The organism is Novosphingobium rhizovicinum (assembly GCF_040813635.1).
GTDB classification, from domain to species: Bacteria; Pseudomonadota; Alphaproteobacteria; order Sphingomonadales; family Sphingomonadaceae; genus Novosphingobium; species Novosphingobium rhizovicinum.
Window position 1 is genome coordinate 363073 of the sequence record NZ_JBFNXR010000052.1, and the last position, 15186, is coordinate 378258.

Annotated in this window: 12 protein-coding genes; 5 read left to right on the forward strand and 7 right to left on the reverse strand. The window is 63.5% G+C overall.

The window, feature by feature from the left end; genetic code table 11:
* Positions 1-25 precede the first annotated feature (25 nt).
* Positions 26-2419: a TonB-dependent receptor gene (locus ABUH87_RS15840; RefSeq protein ID WP_367775073.1), complete on the reverse strand. Its 2394-nt coding sequence runs from the start codon at positions 2417-2419 to the stop codon at positions 26-28.
* 474 nt (positions 2420-2893) lie between these two features.
* Between ABUH87_RS15840 and ABUH87_RS15845 the strand changes: the two genes are divergently transcribed.
* Positions 2894-3778, forward strand: coding sequence for an OmpA family protein (locus tag ABUH87_RS15845; protein WP_367775074.1), 885 nt, complete (start codon positions 2894-2896; stop codon positions 3776-3778).
* Between the two features lie 106 nt (positions 3779-3884).
* Here ABUH87_RS15845 and ABUH87_RS15850 read toward each other — a convergent pair whose 3' ends face one another.
* Together ABUH87_RS15850 and ABUH87_RS15855 are read right to left on the reverse strand one after the other, a co-directional pair.
* A complete protein-coding gene (locus tag ABUH87_RS15850) occupies positions 3885-4937 on the reverse strand; it encodes an NAD(P)H-dependent amine dehydrogenase family protein (protein WP_367775075.1) in 1053 nt (350 codons plus the stop codon).
* Positions 4938-4956: 19 nt separating this feature from the next.
* The gene (locus tag ABUH87_RS15855) at positions 4957-7008 is read right to left on the reverse strand and encodes a molybdopterin-containing oxidoreductase family protein (protein WP_367775076.1); all 2052 of its coding nucleotides are present in this window, start codon (positions 7006-7008) and stop codon (positions 4957-4959) included.
* Between the two features lie 116 nt (positions 7009-7124).
* Here ABUH87_RS15855 and ABUH87_RS15860 point away from each other — a divergent pair, with 116 nt between their 5' ends.
* Complete coding sequence (locus ABUH87_RS15860) at positions 7125-7685, forward strand: TetR/AcrR family transcriptional regulator (protein ID WP_367775077.1); 561 nt, start codon at positions 7125-7127, stop codon at positions 7683-7685.
* Between the two features lie 61 nt (positions 7686-7746).
* Here the strand turns inward: ABUH87_RS15860 and ABUH87_RS15865 are convergent, their stop codons facing one another.
* A complete protein-coding gene (locus ABUH87_RS15865) occupies positions 7747-8313 on the reverse strand; it encodes a DUF1993 domain-containing protein (protein WP_367775078.1) in 567 nt (188 codons plus the stop codon).
* 70 nt (positions 8314-8383) lie between these two features.
* Here ABUH87_RS15865 and ABUH87_RS15870 point away from each other — a divergent pair, with 70 nt between their 5' ends.
* Complete coding sequence (locus ABUH87_RS15870) at positions 8384-8914, forward strand: GNAT family N-acetyltransferase (protein ID WP_367775080.1); 531 nt, start codon at positions 8384-8386, stop codon at positions 8912-8914.
* A gap of 39 nt (positions 8915-8953) precedes the next feature.
* On the opposite strand, the gene ABUH87_RS15875 is transcribed toward ABUH87_RS15870, so the two are convergent.
* The 3 genes from ABUH87_RS15875 to ABUH87_RS15885 all read right to left on the reverse strand — a co-directional run bounded on the left by ABUH87_RS15875 (position 8954) and on the right by ABUH87_RS15885 (position 12909).
* Positions 8954-9469 carry a hypothetical protein gene (locus ABUH87_RS15875; RefSeq protein WP_367775081.1) on the reverse strand — a complete coding sequence of 172 codons (516 nt, stop codon included), beginning with the start codon at positions 9467-9469 and terminating at the stop codon, positions 8954-8956.
* A gap of 120 nt (positions 9470-9589) precedes the next feature.
* Positions 9590-11797, reverse strand: a complete 2208-nt coding sequence (locus ABUH87_RS15880) for an amylo-alpha-1,6-glucosidase (protein ID WP_367775082.1) — start codon at positions 11795-11797, stop codon at positions 9590-9592.
* Between the two features lie 17 nt (positions 11798-11814).
* Positions 11815-12909 carry a glycosyltransferase family 4 protein gene (locus ABUH87_RS15885; protein WP_367775083.1) on the reverse strand — a complete coding sequence of 365 codons (1095 nt, stop codon included), beginning with the start codon at positions 12907-12909 and terminating at the stop codon, positions 11815-11817.
* 463 nt (positions 12910-13372) lie between these two features.
* Here ABUH87_RS15885 and ABUH87_RS15890 point away from each other — a divergent pair, with 463 nt between their 5' ends.
* Together ABUH87_RS15890 and ABUH87_RS15895 are read left to right on the forward strand one after the other, a co-directional pair.
* Positions 13373-14242 (forward strand): SDR family NAD(P)-dependent oxidoreductase, encoded by an 870-nt coding sequence (locus ABUH87_RS15890; RefSeq protein ID WP_367775084.1) that lies wholly within the window; start codon positions 13373-13375, stop codon positions 14240-14242.
* A 315-nt stretch (positions 14243-14557) separates the two neighbouring features.
* Positions 14558-14899 carry a hypothetical protein gene (locus ABUH87_RS15895; RefSeq protein WP_367775085.1) on the forward strand — a complete coding sequence of 114 codons (342 nt, stop codon included), beginning with the start codon at positions 14558-14560 and terminating at the stop codon, positions 14897-14899.
* Positions 14900-15186 lie beyond the last annotated feature (287 nt).

Genomic DNA, 15186 nt, shown 5'->3' on the forward strand with positions numbered 1-15186 from the left:
GCTCCGCCGCTCGGCCGACTTCTGCTCAGAAGTCAGCCGTAACGGTGAACACAGCCGTGCGCGGAGTGCCGATCCAGGCGTAGTTGCCAGAGATGCCGCCAAGGTAGCTCTCGTCCGTCACGTTGTTGACGGTAAGCGAGAGCGTGACCGCCTTCAGCAGTTCGCTCAGCGCCTCGCCCCTCAGCGAGAGGTTCACGTCGGTGAGGAAGTAGTTGTCCGCGATCCAGGTGTTGTCGACGTTGACTGCACGGTCGCCGGTGTACTTGCCGGTGACGCCGAAGGTGAGCGGGCCAGTGCTGTAGCTGCCGGACAGCACCCACATGTGCTCGGGAATGCCCGTCACGCGGTTGCCCGCGGTGATCCCCTGCTCCTCGTCGAGTACGGCGTTGCCAGTGCCCCGGTACGTCGCGTCGATATAGGTGTAGGAGCCGTAGAGGGTCAGCCCTTCCAGAGGCCGCACGTTGGCGAGCAGTTCGAAGCCTTCGGAATCGATGCCGCCTGCGTTGAAGAAGGTGCCGTCGCCTTCACCCAGATAGTCGATCCCCGCGCCGCTGGTGTTGGGCACGAAGATCACCCGATTGGCGAACTTGCTCTTGAACCATGTGGCCGATGCCTGGAAGACCGGGGTGGTGTAGCGCACGCCGGCTTCCCAGTTCTTGGCGGTCTCCGGCTCGATGTCGACGAAGGCTTCGTCCCCGAACTCCAGCAGCGCGTCGGTCAGCGCCTTGAAGTTCTCGGCATAGCCGCCGAACAGGTTGAGGTTCTCCATGGCCTGGAACTGCACGCCGCCGGAGAAGAGCACGTCGGACTTGGACTTGACCTTGGCGTTCGGCGTCTCTCCGAAGATGTCCTCGCGATCGATGTGATTGATGAACTGCTTGGCCCCGAAGTTGACGGTGACCGGACCGAACGTGACCGCGTCCTGCACGTACCACTTGAAGGTGTCCTGCGGATAGCGGCGGTTATACTGCACCCAGTAGGGCGCGTCGGCGAAGTCGGGACCGACGGTGGTGTCCACCACGTTGTGCCAGTCGCGCCATTCCTTGCGGCGGGTATCTTCATACCACAGGCCGCCGCGCAGCACGTTCTCCACCGCGCCGACCTGTGCTGTCCATGCACCGTCCAGCGTGCCGCCAATGCGCTTCTTGCTGTAGTGCGTGTGACGGTAGGACTGGGCACCGATTGCGCCCGCGACGTAGCAGCGGGGATCTGTGGCATCGGCGCAGAGCGTCGGGGTAAGAGCCACGCCCTGGGCATTCACGAAGGTATAGCGGGGCGGCACCGTCGACCCGGCGGGCAGGGTGGCCCACCACGACGGCGTGCCGTCTACCCGGCCGGACCCGAGTTCGCTCTGCGCACCCGTTCCGTCCTGGATGACGTCCACGATATAGGGCGGAGCCCAGTCGCCGCGGCCCGACATGTCATGGTAATAGCCTGACGCCTTGATGTCGAAAGCTTCGCCAATCGTCGTCTCGGCCTTGAGATAGGTGAAGAAGTTCTCACGCAGGGTCGACCACACGCGGCGATACTGCTGATCGAGAACCGGCACCCCGGTCCAGTACGAAGTCAGGCCGTCGCGGTCGGGCGCGGTGGCGAACTGCTCGGCCGAGTAGATCTGGTCGTAGTTGTCCTCGTGCGCATCGTCGTAGCTGGCGTAGCCGGTAAAGCGAACGGGCGTCTCGATGATGAACTTGCCAGCCACGTTGGTGCGGCGGTTCTCGGCCGAGCCCCCGATCCAGTCGCTCGCTTCCTGATGCGAGGCGGAGATCCACGCCCGTACTTGTCCGTCGAGCAGCGAACCGGTGTCGAACCGACCGTAATAGCGCTGCGCCTTGGCATCGCCGAACGATCCGGACAGGCGTACCCGGCGCTCTTCCAGCGGGTCGGAGGTGACGAAGTTGATGGTGCCGCCCAGCGCCTCGTTCGATCGCGTGGCGATGTCTGCCGTCCCTTGTGAAACCTCGACCGTGGCAAGGTTCATGGTGTCGACATAGCGGTTCGCCTTGGCGCCGCCGCCATAACCGGAATCCCCGTTGGGCATGCCGTCGATGGTGATGCCGACCTGCTGTTGATCGAGGTTGGTCTGGAAACCGCGAACCGACAGCGTCGTCGACCAGTCGTCGAAGCCGTAGGCATCGCCCTGGTTGACGGACACGCCCGGCAAGGTGTCGATCAGGTCGATCGCATTTTGAAGCGGGGGCTGGTCATCGATCAGGATTTCGCTGACCGCGCTGTTGTTGAAGGTGGTGCGCTGGCCGGTGACGATAATCATCTCCGCGCCCGCCTCGCTTCCGGCGGCTCCGGCGACCGCCTCGGCTGCTGCATCCGCGGCTTCGTCGGCACGGGCCGGTGTCCAGCACATGAGAGCCGCGAGACTCGTTCCGACCAGAACGGAGCGGTTGAACAGTTTTCTGCGCATAGGTGGTCCCCCTGAACCTGTGTGTTGCGGCGCAGCATCTGGCCTACATTTTTGGCAGCCTCGGGTCGTTTCGATGACAGATTTCGGACATCGGCAGGACGGGTGTGTGGCGCATGAGGCGCAGGCGGTGAACCTGCTCTGCTGGGACAGCCTGTTGCTGATCCGGCCCCGCAACAGGCTGTCCATGACTCGCATTTGCGACAGTGATGTGGCTTGAATCACCCTCGGTTCGCCGCACAATGCACTCAAGCTAACGGTGCAATTGGTCCAGCTTCGGGTATGTTCATGTGGCCGAAATGTTGTCCTGAACACCCACAAAGCCCCAAGTGTTCAGGTGCGGCACCATGCCGCACATTTCGAGGAAATGAGATGGGAGGGGGTTCTGACCGCCGAATACGCTACGACAGGGCGGCAGTTGGACGCGAAGCTGCGAAGCGCAGGCCCGAACTCATCGAGTTTTAAAGGAGTAGCGCCGTGAATATGATGTCCAAAAGCCCCAAAGTACTTCTGCTGCTCGCTATGCTTGCGGGCCCCGTGTCGGTCAGCGTGGCCGCACAGCCGCAGGACGGATACGAAGCCGGGATCTCCGGATCAGTGACCGATACGTCCTGGCCCGACCCGGCCGAGATGACAAAGGGACCCGAGATTGACGGCATCATCTCCGCACGCAGCGGTGACAGAATGCAGGTGACCATGGCTGACGGGAACAAGTCTGTCGTCACCATCAACGACGCTACCGAGATCAAGGCGAGCGGAGGTTTCCTGGGCCTCGACCGTGACCGGCTGGCGGCCACTCAGCTGCTCACCGGCCTGCCCGTGAGCGTGAAGACATTGCAGGCCCCCGGCGGTCAGCTTCTGGCGAGCCACATCGATCTCAAGAACAAGGATCTCAAGACCGCGGCAATGATCCACAACGGTACGGATCAGCGCTTTACCGAGCAGGCTGCCGCGACCGAGGCGCTGCGCGGCCGGATGGGCGATATCGACAAGTACAACATCAAGGGCACGACCAACGTGAACTTCGACACCGGCAAGGCGGTGCTGTCGCAGCAGGCGAAGGCCGATCTGTGCTCGGCGGCAGCTTCAGCCGAGGCGATGGACAACGCGCTGTTGCTGGTGGTGGGATACACGGATTCGACCGGAAGCCAGGAGCTGAACCAGCGGCTGAGCGAGAAGCGGGCGTCCAACGTCGTCAATTACCTGCAGCAGGCCTGCAAGTGGAAGCCCTATCGCATGCTGACCCCCACCGGCATGGCTGAGGCCGATCCGGCGGCCAGCAACGATACGCCCGAGGGCAAGGCCCAGAACCGCCGCGTTGCGGTCAACATCCTCGTCAGCAAGGCTGTCGACGGGTTCTAAGGCGTGTGGGGTGGGCTGGGGCCCACCCCACTTCCTCTCGGGCTCGGCCCCACAGCCCCTCCCACTCGGGTGTGGACCCAGCCCGCCCCGTCTCCTCCTGAGCCTCCTATCGAAGAAGGCCGGGCGGTACGAACAAGCCCATCTCCCGATGCGTGACGATGCCGGGCGGTGCATCGCACACGGCCGGGATCGCGTTGACTCCAAGCAGTGCGGTCAGTGACAGGCCGGGGTACTGAGGGCGGCCCTGGTCGTCGATGCCGGAGAGGGTCATCATCAGCGCCGGATCCCCCTCCAGGCGCACGCTGTAGCCGCTGGGTCCGCAATTCCACGCCGGATCGATGGCATCGCCCATCGTCCAGAAGCAGTGGAACGTCATGAGCGGTTTGCCCTCCACGATCGCCGTCCATTCATAGTGCTGGCCGCCGACAGTGCCTTTCGTCACAACTCCGCCCGGATAGGGAATGTCGCGCGTGGCGGTTGCGAGTTCCAGGCTCGTTTCCATCCGCTCGATTGTCTTGCCGAGCGCCTCGATCACCATCGCCATGGACTGCGAGAACATCAGCGCGGCATCGGGCGAGCGGGCCGGGTTCGCAAGAAGGTCCGCCGGCTCGCGTCCAAAGCCCATGAACGGGATGTAGCTCGAGGGATTGGCAGAGAAATCCACCACCTCGGTCACGTGAATATGGTCGATCCGTCCGGCCGCGCGCGCCAGGATCAGAGGCAGCAGATCGCCGGCAAAGCCGGGATGGATGCCGGATCCGTGGAACGAGGTGCCCCCTTCGCGGCAGGCGGCCGCAATGGCTTCGCTCGTCTCGACGGAGTGCGGATACTGGTTGGACGGGTAAAACGGGCCCAGCGGTGATACGACATTCTTGCCTGAGCGTAGCAGTCGGCAAAGCGTGTCCAGATCCTCAACCGCGCCGGCGAAGTGCACGCAGTCTGCAGCAAGGCCCATGATCGTCTCGACATCGTCTGTCGCGATCACGCCCGTGGGGGGCAGGCCGGCAAGCTCGCCCGCGTCCTTGCCGACCTTGTCGGGATTGGTCACCAGTACGCCGGCCAGCTCGAAGGCAGGGTTCTCGACGAATTGGCGGATAGCCACTTTGCCCACGTTGCCCGTGGCCCATTGGATCACGCGATACTTGCGCTGCACAGTCATTCCTCTCTTGTCCCCCTCTTCAAGCCATTGCGGCGTCGCGTACCGGCTGGGTGTCCTCAGCGCGCGCGATGCTGATGGGAATGCCGGAGTAGCGTACCATACCCGTCATCGTATCGACCGATTGCACGCTTGTGAGCAGGTTCACGTTCGCACTCTCGTGACCGTGCGGTATCGAGGCGACACTCGGGCGGATTGTGTCGCTTACGTTCGCAACAAGAACGATGGCCCCGTTGGGCGTGGTCACCTGAACGCGGTCGCCATGTGCGATGCCGTGCCGCGCAGCATCCTGCGGATTGAGGATGATGTCTGCCGGGCTGCCCAGGAAAGAGAGAGAGGCATTAAGTTTGCGGCGCTGCCGGCGCGGAATGAAGCTTAACGGCGGCGGACCTGCCTGCGCATCATCGTCGGCGCGGGTCTTCGCCCAAAGCTCCAGCAGCGGCTGAGGTGCGAGAATCCATCCACCGATGCGCTCTATGTGCCGATCGACCCAGGTGCCGGGGAACTCGAGAGGACGCGAGACCGTCCCTGAAGCTTGCAGTTCCTCGAAACTGCACCGCGCGCCGGCCATCTGGCGCGCGAGCATGGTGTCGTCCGCGCCCGGCGTGCGGTCGCTCTCGGGAAGACCCTCGGGCACAGGCAGACCCATCCGCGCCATGAGTTGCGAGACGATCCACCAGGCCGAACGCCTTTCCCCCCTCGGCGGCACCACGGCAGGCGAATAGAGCATCGAAAGGCTGCCGCACAGCGTGTCCCAGAAGGAGATGTCGGGCCGCTCGGTCTGGTCCTTGGTGGGTAGCACGTGCGTGGAGAGGGCAGTGGTCTCGTTCTCCAGCACCTCGAAAGTGACGAACGTATCGAGCTTACGAAGAGCCGGGACCAGGACGTTGGCATCCGGGAAGGACCGGACCAGACTGCCGCCCAGGTTCACCAGCGCACGAATGTTGCCGGCCTCGATCTCGCCGGGCAGGGCGGCACAGGGCCAGTCGCCAATGATGCCGTTGACGTCCGGCATCGTCGGCGCGCCCGGCGTGAAGGGATTGTCCATCCTCGGCAGTTCGAAGCTGTCGTACTGCGTGATGAAGCCGGGATGAAACCACACGCCCCCTGCGCGGTTCATGCGGCCGGTCAGGATGTTGAGCAACCAGGCGAACCACTGCGTGACATTCGCGCCCTCCGACATGGTGACGCCGGTTCCCGTCTCGACCGTTACGCCGCCGAAGCGCCGCACGGCTGCGAGCAGATCGTCCAGCTCATCTTCGGACACACCGGCGACGCGCGCCGCAGTGGCACGGTCATAGCCTTGGAGCGCGCCGCGCAGGGCATCCAGCCCTTGCAAGGGCTGGGCGGGCGTGAGCGGCCCGCCGTCCATTACTTCGCGCACGAGCCAGGCAAGGATCGCGTAGTCCTTGCCCGGCAGCGGCGCGATATGGCGGGTGGAGAAGGCCGCTGTCTCGGTACGCAGCGGGTCGATCGTCCAGACTTGCCCGCTCTCTGCCGCCGCGCGGATCCAGCTCGGCGGGCTGAACATGCCGGTGTTATGACCGTGGCTCACCACCGGGTTCACGCCGACGTAGAGCAGCATGTCGACGTTTTCGTTGTCGGTCTTGCCCGAAAGGCCTGGGAAGCCGCCCACGAGACTGCTCACCAGCACCTTGGCAGTCCCGTCGATCGTCAGCGGGGAGAACTTGGGCGGATGTCCGAGTGCGTGGTAAAAAGCCTCGGCCATGCGGAAGCCAGCGGCATCCATGCCAAGCCCACTGCCGAAGTAGAAGCCGACCGCGTTGGGGCCATGTTCCTCGACAATGCGGCTGAGGCGCGCCGCAAGGTCATTCAGCGCGACATCCCAGGTCACGTCCCGCGGTGGTCCACCGTCCCTGATGGAAGGGCGGACGATGGCTTGTTCGTGGTGGTGCAGGCGCCCCACGGCACGCCCTTTCGGACAGGTATAGCCCTTGCTTAAGGGGTGATCGAAGTCGCCTTTGACCCTGACGATCTGCTCTCCATCGACAGTAAGCGTGATGCCGCACTGGTTCGTGCAGATCCGGCAGTGGCTGCGTGTGACGTGCGGCATCGCTCTCTCCCGATTGTTCACCTTATGGAAGCAATCTAGCACAAGTGAGCAGCGGCTCAATACAATTGAACGGCTGTTCACTTGTGATGCACCGGACGGAGGGCTAGGACGGCAGCATGGACACGTCAGAGCTCAAGTTCCCGGTACGCCGTCGCGATCCTGTGCGAACCAAGGCGCGAATTCTTTCCGCCGCTGTCGAGGTGTTCACCCAGCTCGGCTACCGGCAGGCGGGACTGCGTGAGATCGCCGCGCGGGCGGACGTCGCTTCTTCGCTGCCGGTCAAGTACTTCGGCACCAAGGCTGCGCTTTTCGAAGCCGTCCTGATCGAGATCGTCCGCGCCAACTCCGTCTTCACGTGGAAGAAGGAGCGCTTTGGCGAGACGATGATGCGCCTGATCCTGGATCGCAGCAATGTCACCATCACCGCCATGCTGATGCAGGCGCTGGCCGATCCTGAGTCGCATGATGTCGCCGTGCGCGTGTGGAAGGATCACATGATCGCACCTCTCGCCGAGTGGCTGGGACCGCCCGATGCCGAAGGCCGGGCCGGCATGCTGTTCGCGATGCTGTCCGGACTGACCTTCCAGATCCACGGCCTTGCAGCTGGGAACGTCTCACCGGACGCTGCCGTCTGGGCGGCAAAGACGCTGCAGGCGCTGGTCGACGGAGACGTTTAGAGCCGCCGGGCAGAAGGGGGGAGACGCCTGGCGGCGCACCGCCGGTACATCCGCCGCGCCACTACTGTTGCGGCATGGTGCCGGGGCGAAGGTGCGCGAACATGTGAGCGACATAGTCCGCCTTGCCCAACTCGATGCCCTGGGCGCGAAGAATGGCGTAGGCGATCATCACGTGAAAGTAGAACTGCGGTATGGCCCAGTCGCGGGCGTACTGCTCTGCCGTAAGGTCGAAGATCATGCCTTGCGGTAGCGCGTGTGCAATCGGCGTCTTCGGACCGATTGCTGCAGCATCGGCGGCCGCAGCTTCCACCATGGCGATGGTCTCGGCAATCCTGAGGCGCGCTTCCGCAATCGACCCGGGATGCTCAGCCGCATTGCGCCCCTCTTCCAGCAGGACTCCGACCGAGGCGGGGAACTCCTCACCACGAAGGCGGCACATCCCCTCTTGTGCCTGAACGCATGCGAAGCGGATCTGAGTGGCCAGAGGAAACATATCGGGTGCAAGCCGCGCCCGCAGCAGATCCTCTGCCTCACCTGCTGGTCTTTGCGCCTCGGCCTTGGCAAGCCACGCCGACAGGGCGCCAAGCATTTGCGTGTAGCTGGGGGCCAGGAGATCAGGCAGGGTCATCAGGCTCTCTTTCTTGTACGGCGGCCGCGCCATCTGGCTCGGCGCCGCCCATGCGCTTACCTGATGATCCATGCCGAGCAAAACACCCATCATTCGTCCGCTGGACAGCGCTGACCTGTCTGCGGCGCTCGCAATCCAGTCAGAGGCCTATCCGCCGTTCCTGCGGGAAGGTGCCGACGCGTTCGCCAGCCGCCTTGATGTACCGCACTCCTTCTGTCTTGCCGCGAGCGATAGCGGCACGATCATCGCCTATCTGCTGGCCCATGGATGGCGCCGAGAGGATCCGCCGCCATTGGGAGTCGTGCTATCACCGGGAGTGCCCAGCGAGGTGCTCTTTATCCATGATCTCGCCGTTGCATCTGGCGGGCGTGGTTCGGGAGTGGGGCGCAAGCTGGTCGCCCGCGCTTTCGAGCTGGCAAGCGATCGGGGCTTGTCCAGTGCTGAGCTGATCGCCGTGGAGGGGGCGGCTGCCTATTGGCGAACCCTGGGATTTGCCGAGGCAAGCATGTCCCCGCGACTGGCGGCCAAAGTGGCGGAATACGGCCCCAGCGCGCGCTGGATGACGCGCCGTTTCGGTCCGTCAGGCGCTCTTCAGCCTTAGGTCTTCACTCGCGCGCAGAGACTGTGCGGACTCAAGGGGCTACTGCGAGAACAACAGCAGGCTGTGTCCGCCGCCTGCGAATTGGATGCCGTTGCTTCGCGTCCTTTCGATAGAGGTCGCCGCATCGAGTGCACGCATGACGTCGCTTAGCCGCGGGGGCAATCCGATGGGGCAGGTGGGTCGGGAAGCAGAGGGTGCGTGCAGCGGGCTGAAGCTGATCGCATTGCCGTCCATGCGGTACTGACGGCCCATGTTTGCGCATTCCGGCCCCCACCATAGCCGCACCTCGTCGCCTGTGAGGGCGAGGCCATAAGGCTCATCGAAGGGCTCACCGTCGATGCCAGCTACCCGCCATGCGCCTTCCAGGCTCGTCACCGGCTGCAGTGCGGGTGGTGTTGGCGCGGGGACCGTTGACGTCGGCGTGGCCGCCGGGGTCGCGTTGGGGCTGCCGGTCTGAGCGGGGGAGACCGGGTCGCGAGACGCGATGGTGGAGGAGGGCGGCTGACAGGCTGCCAGCACGAGCAGGAGCGAAGCGGGCGAGAGGGTCCAGCGCATTTCGGTGCACTACACGAGCCAGGAAGGCAGGGGAATGCGATGGCGATCTGCATGCGCCATCCCGGCCTCCGGTCGCGGCGGTGCGCACACGGACGAGCGGGCATACGCGAACGCCTCGCCTCACGCGCGGATGATGACGCTGACGTCGTCCGTCCGCTCAAGCACATCGACGACAACCTGCTCGCCCGATCTGCGCAGGGCCACGTCGGCAGATCCGGTCCCGATCGCCAGTCTGCGCAAGGTGAGTCCGTCCAGAAAAGGAGGAAGCACCGGCTGATCAAACAGGATCGTGGAGTTTGCCGGGTCGAACCCGAGGCCAAGGCAGGACTGCACAAGATACAGTGGCGCTGCGGCGGCCCAAGCCTGCGGAATACAGGCCACGGGATAGAACGTCGGGCCTTGCGCTGGCCGTCGCGAGAAGCCGCAGAACAGCTCAGGCAAGCGGTGCAGGTCCACGTAGTTCGAGGCATCGACCAGACCGGAGAAAACCTGCGCGGCCTCTCTCCGATAGCCGTAGCGGTTCATGCCTGCCGCGATCAGAGCGTTGTCGTGGGGCCAGATCGAGCCGTTATGATAGCTCATCGGATTGTATCGGGCTTCGGTTGTCGGGATCGTACGAATACCCCAGCCCGAGAAAGAAGGTTTGCTCATCAGCGTCCGGATCACGAACTCCGCGCGCTCAGGATGTGCGAGACCAGTGAGGAGCGCATGGCCCGCATTTGAAGAGCGAACCCGGCAGCGGCGTTTCTGCCCGTCGAGCGCGATCGCGTAGGTGCCGAGTGCCTCATCGAAGAACGCTTCGTCGAAGCGCGCTCGCAAGTCCTCTGCCTGCTGGCACAGGCTCCTTGCCAGTTCCTCCTCGCCGAGGCGGCGCGCCAGCGTCGCGCCGGCTACGAGCGCGCCGTAGGCATATGCCTGCACTTCCGCCAAAGCGATCGGCCCGTGAGCCAAGGTTCCATCTTCGTGGAAAACGGAGTCAAAGCTGTCCTTCCAGCCCTGATTGACCAGCCCCTCCTCGTTCCGGCGACCGTATTCGACGAAGCCGTCGCCGTCGCGGTCGCCGTGCTCATCGATCCAGCGCAGCGCAGCCTGGATGTTGGGCCAGAGCGAACGCGTGGTCTCAAGATCACCGGTGCGGTCCAGATACGCGCCGGCAAGCATGACGAACAGCGGTGTGGAATCGATGCTTCCATAATATTTGCGGAACGGGATCTCGCCCAGTTCGGCCATCTCTCCGCGTCGTTCCTCGTGCAGGATCTTGCCGGGCTCCGCATCCGCCACGGGATCGAACTCCTGCGCCTGGTTGGCAGCCAGATAGCGGAGCACACCTTTGGCGATCTCCGGGTCCATCCAGAGCGTCTCGAGTGCGGTGATCAGCGCGTCGCGACCGAAGATCGTGCTGAACCATGGAATGCCCGCATAAGGGTAGGGGCCTTGCGGCGTATCCGTGATGAGCATGTACGTGTCCGCCACGCAGCGATGGACGGTTTCGTTGAATGTCTCACTGGAGCTGCCGATCGCCGTGGCCCGGTTCGAAGAGACGTGCAGCGCTCGACGCGATTCCCGGAGCACTCTGAAGAAGCTCCTGCTTGGCGGACTGGCCAGGGGGCCGGTGTCACACCCGATGAAGATGAACGCTGTAAAGTTGCCGTGCGGTTCGAGCTCAAACTCGTAAACCGCGTGATCCGCAGCAAGCGCCTGCGGCGCGGGATCGAACTGGACCAGAGTGCTGCGCTCTCGCTCGTCACAACCCGTATAGGCCAGCAGCACGCGATCCTGCTCAAGATCCGGTTGGTGGAGAGTGCCTTTTTTCGAGCGCTTGGTGCCGCGCACTTCGAACAGGTCCGCAAAGTCAGCGGCGAAGGCGATTTCCAGGCTGAGCCGATGGCGCTTATCATCGTAATTGCGGATCGCCACCCGCTCATAAGCGCCAGAATTCCAGAGAAAACGCGTACGGCGCACATGGATCAGATCGTGCTGGAGCGGCTCCTCTCCGGCGGGACCGGGCAGGTCCGGATTGGCAAGATCGCACGTCAGCGTCGCGTTGTCGTCGCGCGGTGCGGAACTGAGCAGAATGGGCCGTTCACCGTTCAAAGTCAGCTGCAGTTGCGAAAGATACCGGGTGTCGCGATGATAGATGCCTTCAGGACTGCCGGGTCCGGCGATCGCATCGCCGTTGTGATCGAAGACTCCGAAGGTATCCCCGTGCTTAAGCGTGCGTGGCCGCCGCTCGTGCATCGACGCAGCGGCGGGAACATAGAACTGCGCGGGCGCTTTGGAGAGTTCCTGTCCGCCGTTGAAGCCGGTCTGCGGAACGTGTTGGTTCATGCCATCCTCCCCTCGACCTAAGCTACGCTCTGCAGTGTCGGCTGCACGCCGATCATGCGAAGCACTCTTGCCGCGTCAGGGGTCGGGCTGGTCAGTTGTTGGTAGATGTCGACATAGTCCAATGCCATCCGCTCTGCCGTGAAGCGCCTGTCGAACGCCTCTCGCACTGACGCGCGGTCGATTTCATGCAGCCGTTGCACGGCTGTTACGGCCTGGTCGATGCTGTCCACGATAAATCCGCTTCTCCCGTCTTCGATGATCTCCGGCACCGACCCGCTGCGAAATGCGATGACTGGCGTAGCGCAGGCCATGGCCTCGATCATCACCAGACCGAACGGTTCGGGCCAGTCGATAGGGAACAGCAGGGCAGCAGCATTGCCGAGGAATTGCGCTTTCTGCGGCTCGTTGATTTCGCCAACGAACTCGACGTTGGAATGGGCTTGGATCAAGGGCGCGATCGTCTCGGTCCAGTACGCTTCGTCGGCGCGGTCCACCTTGGCTGCGATCTTGAGCTTCATGCCTGCGCGCGCCGCGATCTCAATCGCGCGGTCAGGTCGCTTTTCAGGCGAAATGCGTCCCAGGAAGGCCAGATAACCGCCTTGCGCGTCCAGCTTTGCCGGCAGGAGGTCGGGCGGCAGACCATGATGTACAGTGCCCGCCCAGTTCACAGGCGGCATGGGCTGGCGCTGATCGTCCGAAATCGACACGAGCGGCAGGTCGGGGAAGTGACGGTAGAACGGCTGGAGGTCGGGCAAGTCGAGCCGGCCATGCAGCGTCGTCACAGTCCGGTGGACGAACTCACGGACAACCGGGGCATGGATCAGGTCGATGTGGAAGTGCAGGACGTCGAACTCGTCCGCACGGCGACAGACCTCATCGAGCAAGACCATGTGATGCGGAATGGGGTCACGGACATTGGGATCGAGCCTGAGGGCGGAGGCGCCAATCGGGACCAGGTTGGCGCTTGTGCGGGAGTCTCCGGCTGCGAACAGGGTCACGTCATGTCCCTGCCGCACCAGTTCCTCCGTAAGGTACGACACGATCCGTTCAGTCCCCCCATAAAGGCGTGGGGGCACACTTTCTGCAATGGGTGCAATTTGCGCGATTTTCATAAGCTCTCCACTCGCGCAGCAGCAGGCGCGCCGCGCGATCCAGCGACGATGAAAAGTACTCGCAAAGTGAGCCGGCACGCGCGGGCGGGCGCGGCAGGCAGCGTCAGGATCTAGCCTGGTGGACCTGTTACGGAAGCATCAACTCGCGGCATGCGGAAACATCCGCCATCATGCCGATGCAGCGATTGGAAATGCATGACACACACCTCCTCGAAGCTGACTGTTTCGCGGCCTCGCGAATTTGCGGGGCGCTGTTGCGGGCGGCAAAGCCGCAACTCGAATTAGGAGAGCGGTATGGCCATTCAAGGGGTTGTGCGGTGAAGCTCGGCGATGTTTGTTGTTCATGCGACGAGATGCCCGTGCAAAGCGCCACATGCCCTTGTTGACGGCTGCCGGGCGGGGCTGATTTGATCGTCCCGATGCTTGGCCGCATAACACCGCGTTGATGCAGGAGAGAGAAACAGTGGTCGATACGCCTAAGGTTGCAGTCATCACCGGCGCCAGCTCCGGTATCGGGAAGCAGGCAGCCAAGGAGCTGGCTGCTCAGGGATGGCGGATCATTGGCGTGGGCCGGGATGAGGGCCGCTGCGCTGCCGCGGAGCAGGAGGTGCGCTCGGTGGCGGCCGGCGCGGACGTGACGATGCTGCGCGCGGACATGTCGCTGTTGAAGGCGTGCGAGCGTCTTGCGGAAGACATCGCGGGCCTGACGGATCGGATCCACGTGCTTCTGAACAATGCGGGCGGAATGGCGAGCGAGAAAGTGATGACGGCAGAGGGGTTCGAGCAGAACTTCGCTTCCAATCACCTGGGTCCCTTCGTCCTGACCAATCGCCTGCTGCCGTTGCTGGAGAAGGCCGCGGCTGATGCGGAGCCCGGCACTGTCCGCATCATCAACACGTCCTCCGACGCGAGCGAGATGATCCCGTCGCTGAACCTGTCGGACATGCAGAACCTCGGTAACTGGAGCGTCGGCGCCGCCTATTGCAGCGGCAAGCTTGCCAACGTGTTGCACGCGAAAGCGTTGGCCAGGCGGCTCGCGAGCAAAGGGATCGTCGCCCATTCGTTCCATCCCGGCATGGTAGACAGCAACTTCTTCTCTCACGCTTCAGAGCAGACCCAGGCGCAGTATGAAGGCGCTCCCAAGCGTACGGTCGAAGAGGGCGCGGACACCGCGGTCTGGCTGGCCACCTCGCCCGATGGGGCCTGCGCAAGCGGCACATACTGGTATGAGCGCGCACCGCGCGATCCGCACGCGCTTGCACGCGATGACGCATTTGTGGACCAGTTCTGGGACGCCAGCATCAAGCTGACAGAAACAGCGCCTTCGTCCTGAACGGTCCGGGCCGGCCTTGTCGTCTTCCTCGCAGTGCGTCCGACAATGCTGGCATAGGCGGAGCAGCAAATTGGGTATGGTGTGGGGAGGCGTTTGCTGCCATCAAAAGAGGTGGATAAGCAGCGTTGTGGCTGCAGGTCATTGTGGGAGGTTGCGGACCGGAAAACCTGGCAGGATTGCGGAGCTTGCTTTGGCTTTCGCGCTGCCTGATGACTCCGCTATCGCAAGTGCGCCATCGACATGTCTTTGCGGGCTCTTCATCCATCCTCTGAGCTAAGCTCTCCGGCTCGCGAGGTGCATTCGCCCTCGCTTTTCATGAAGTTTGCCGCGGCGCTGCTGCTGCTGGTCATTGGCGTGCATGCCGCGCCGCTGGCCGCCATGCCGATTGAAAAGGTGCGTGGATCGGCATTCAGCGCCCACACTGCCGAGGTGTCGCTCGCTGCGCGAGACGATTGCAAGGTCGAACAACGGGTAGCCGTCCATCCTCAGCCGCATCCTCAACCGCTACCGCTGCTGGGTGTTCTATGGAAGATCGTTCACACCCCGGCTGCGATAGTTGGCCAGGGACCCACGCCGCTGGTGAGGGACTCTTCGCTTCCGCCTCCATACGAGCGGCTGAGAGCGCAGGCATCTCCCCGCGCGCCGCCCACTATCTGATCTTCGTGTCCTGGCCGTAACTGCGGCGTCCAACGAAGTTAGGCAGACAATGGCTAGGCATCCATTTGCCCGTTCGCGGTGCTGATCGTCGCACGGTCGAGGTTGAAGGGGCGGGTGCCTGGGCCTGGTGGCACCTGACAGATGGATTGGCTGCAGAACTGTAAAATGGACATCGGCAGTTGGCCGTTTGGGCTGACCGAGCGTTTCTGGCGTGACCGCCTTCTTTCAAGCACCTGCCGACGCATCGGTTTGTCCGGACATCGGCAACATGCTTCTTGGAAAACAGA

Bases quoted from the DNA above. Each gene is read 5' to 3' on its own strand.
- ABUH87_RS15840 (WP_367775073.1), bottom strand. From the start codon at position 2,419: ATGCGCAGAAAACTGTTCAACCGCTCCGTTCTGGTCGGAACGAGTCTC.
- ABUH87_RS15850 (WP_367775075.1), bottom strand. From the start codon at position 4,937: ATGACTGTGCAGCGCAAGTATCGCGTGATCCAATGGGCCACGGGCAAC.
- ABUH87_RS15855 (WP_367775076.1), bottom strand. From the start codon at position 7,008: ATGCCGCACGTCACACGCAGCCACTGCCGGATCTGCACGAACCAGTGC.
- ABUH87_RS15860 (WP_367775077.1), top strand. From the start codon at position 7,125: ATGGACACGTCAGAGCTCAAGTTCCCGGTACGCCGTCGCGATCCTGTG.
- ABUH87_RS15865 (WP_367775078.1), bottom strand. From the start codon at position 8,313: ATGACCCTGCCTGATCTCCTGGCCCCCAGCTACACGCAAATGCTTGGC.
- ABUH87_RS15870 (WP_367775080.1), top strand. From the start codon at position 8,384: ATGCCGAGCAAAACACCCATCATTCGTCCGCTGGACAGCGCTGACCTG.
- ABUH87_RS15875 (WP_367775081.1), bottom strand. From the start codon at position 9,469: ATGCGCTGGACCCTCTCGCCCGCTTCGCTCCTGCTCGTGCTGGCAGCC.
- ABUH87_RS15880 (WP_367775082.1), bottom strand. From the start codon at position 11,797: ATGAACCAACACGTTCCGCAGACCGGCTTCAACGGCGGACAGGAACTC.
- ABUH87_RS15885 (WP_367775083.1), bottom strand. From the start codon at position 12,909: ATGAAAATCGCGCAAATTGCACCCATTGCAGAAAGTGTGCCCCCACGC.
- ABUH87_RS15895 (WP_367775085.1), top strand. From the start codon at position 14,558: ATGAAGTTTGCCGCGGCGCTGCTGCTGCTGGTCATTGGCGTGCATGCC.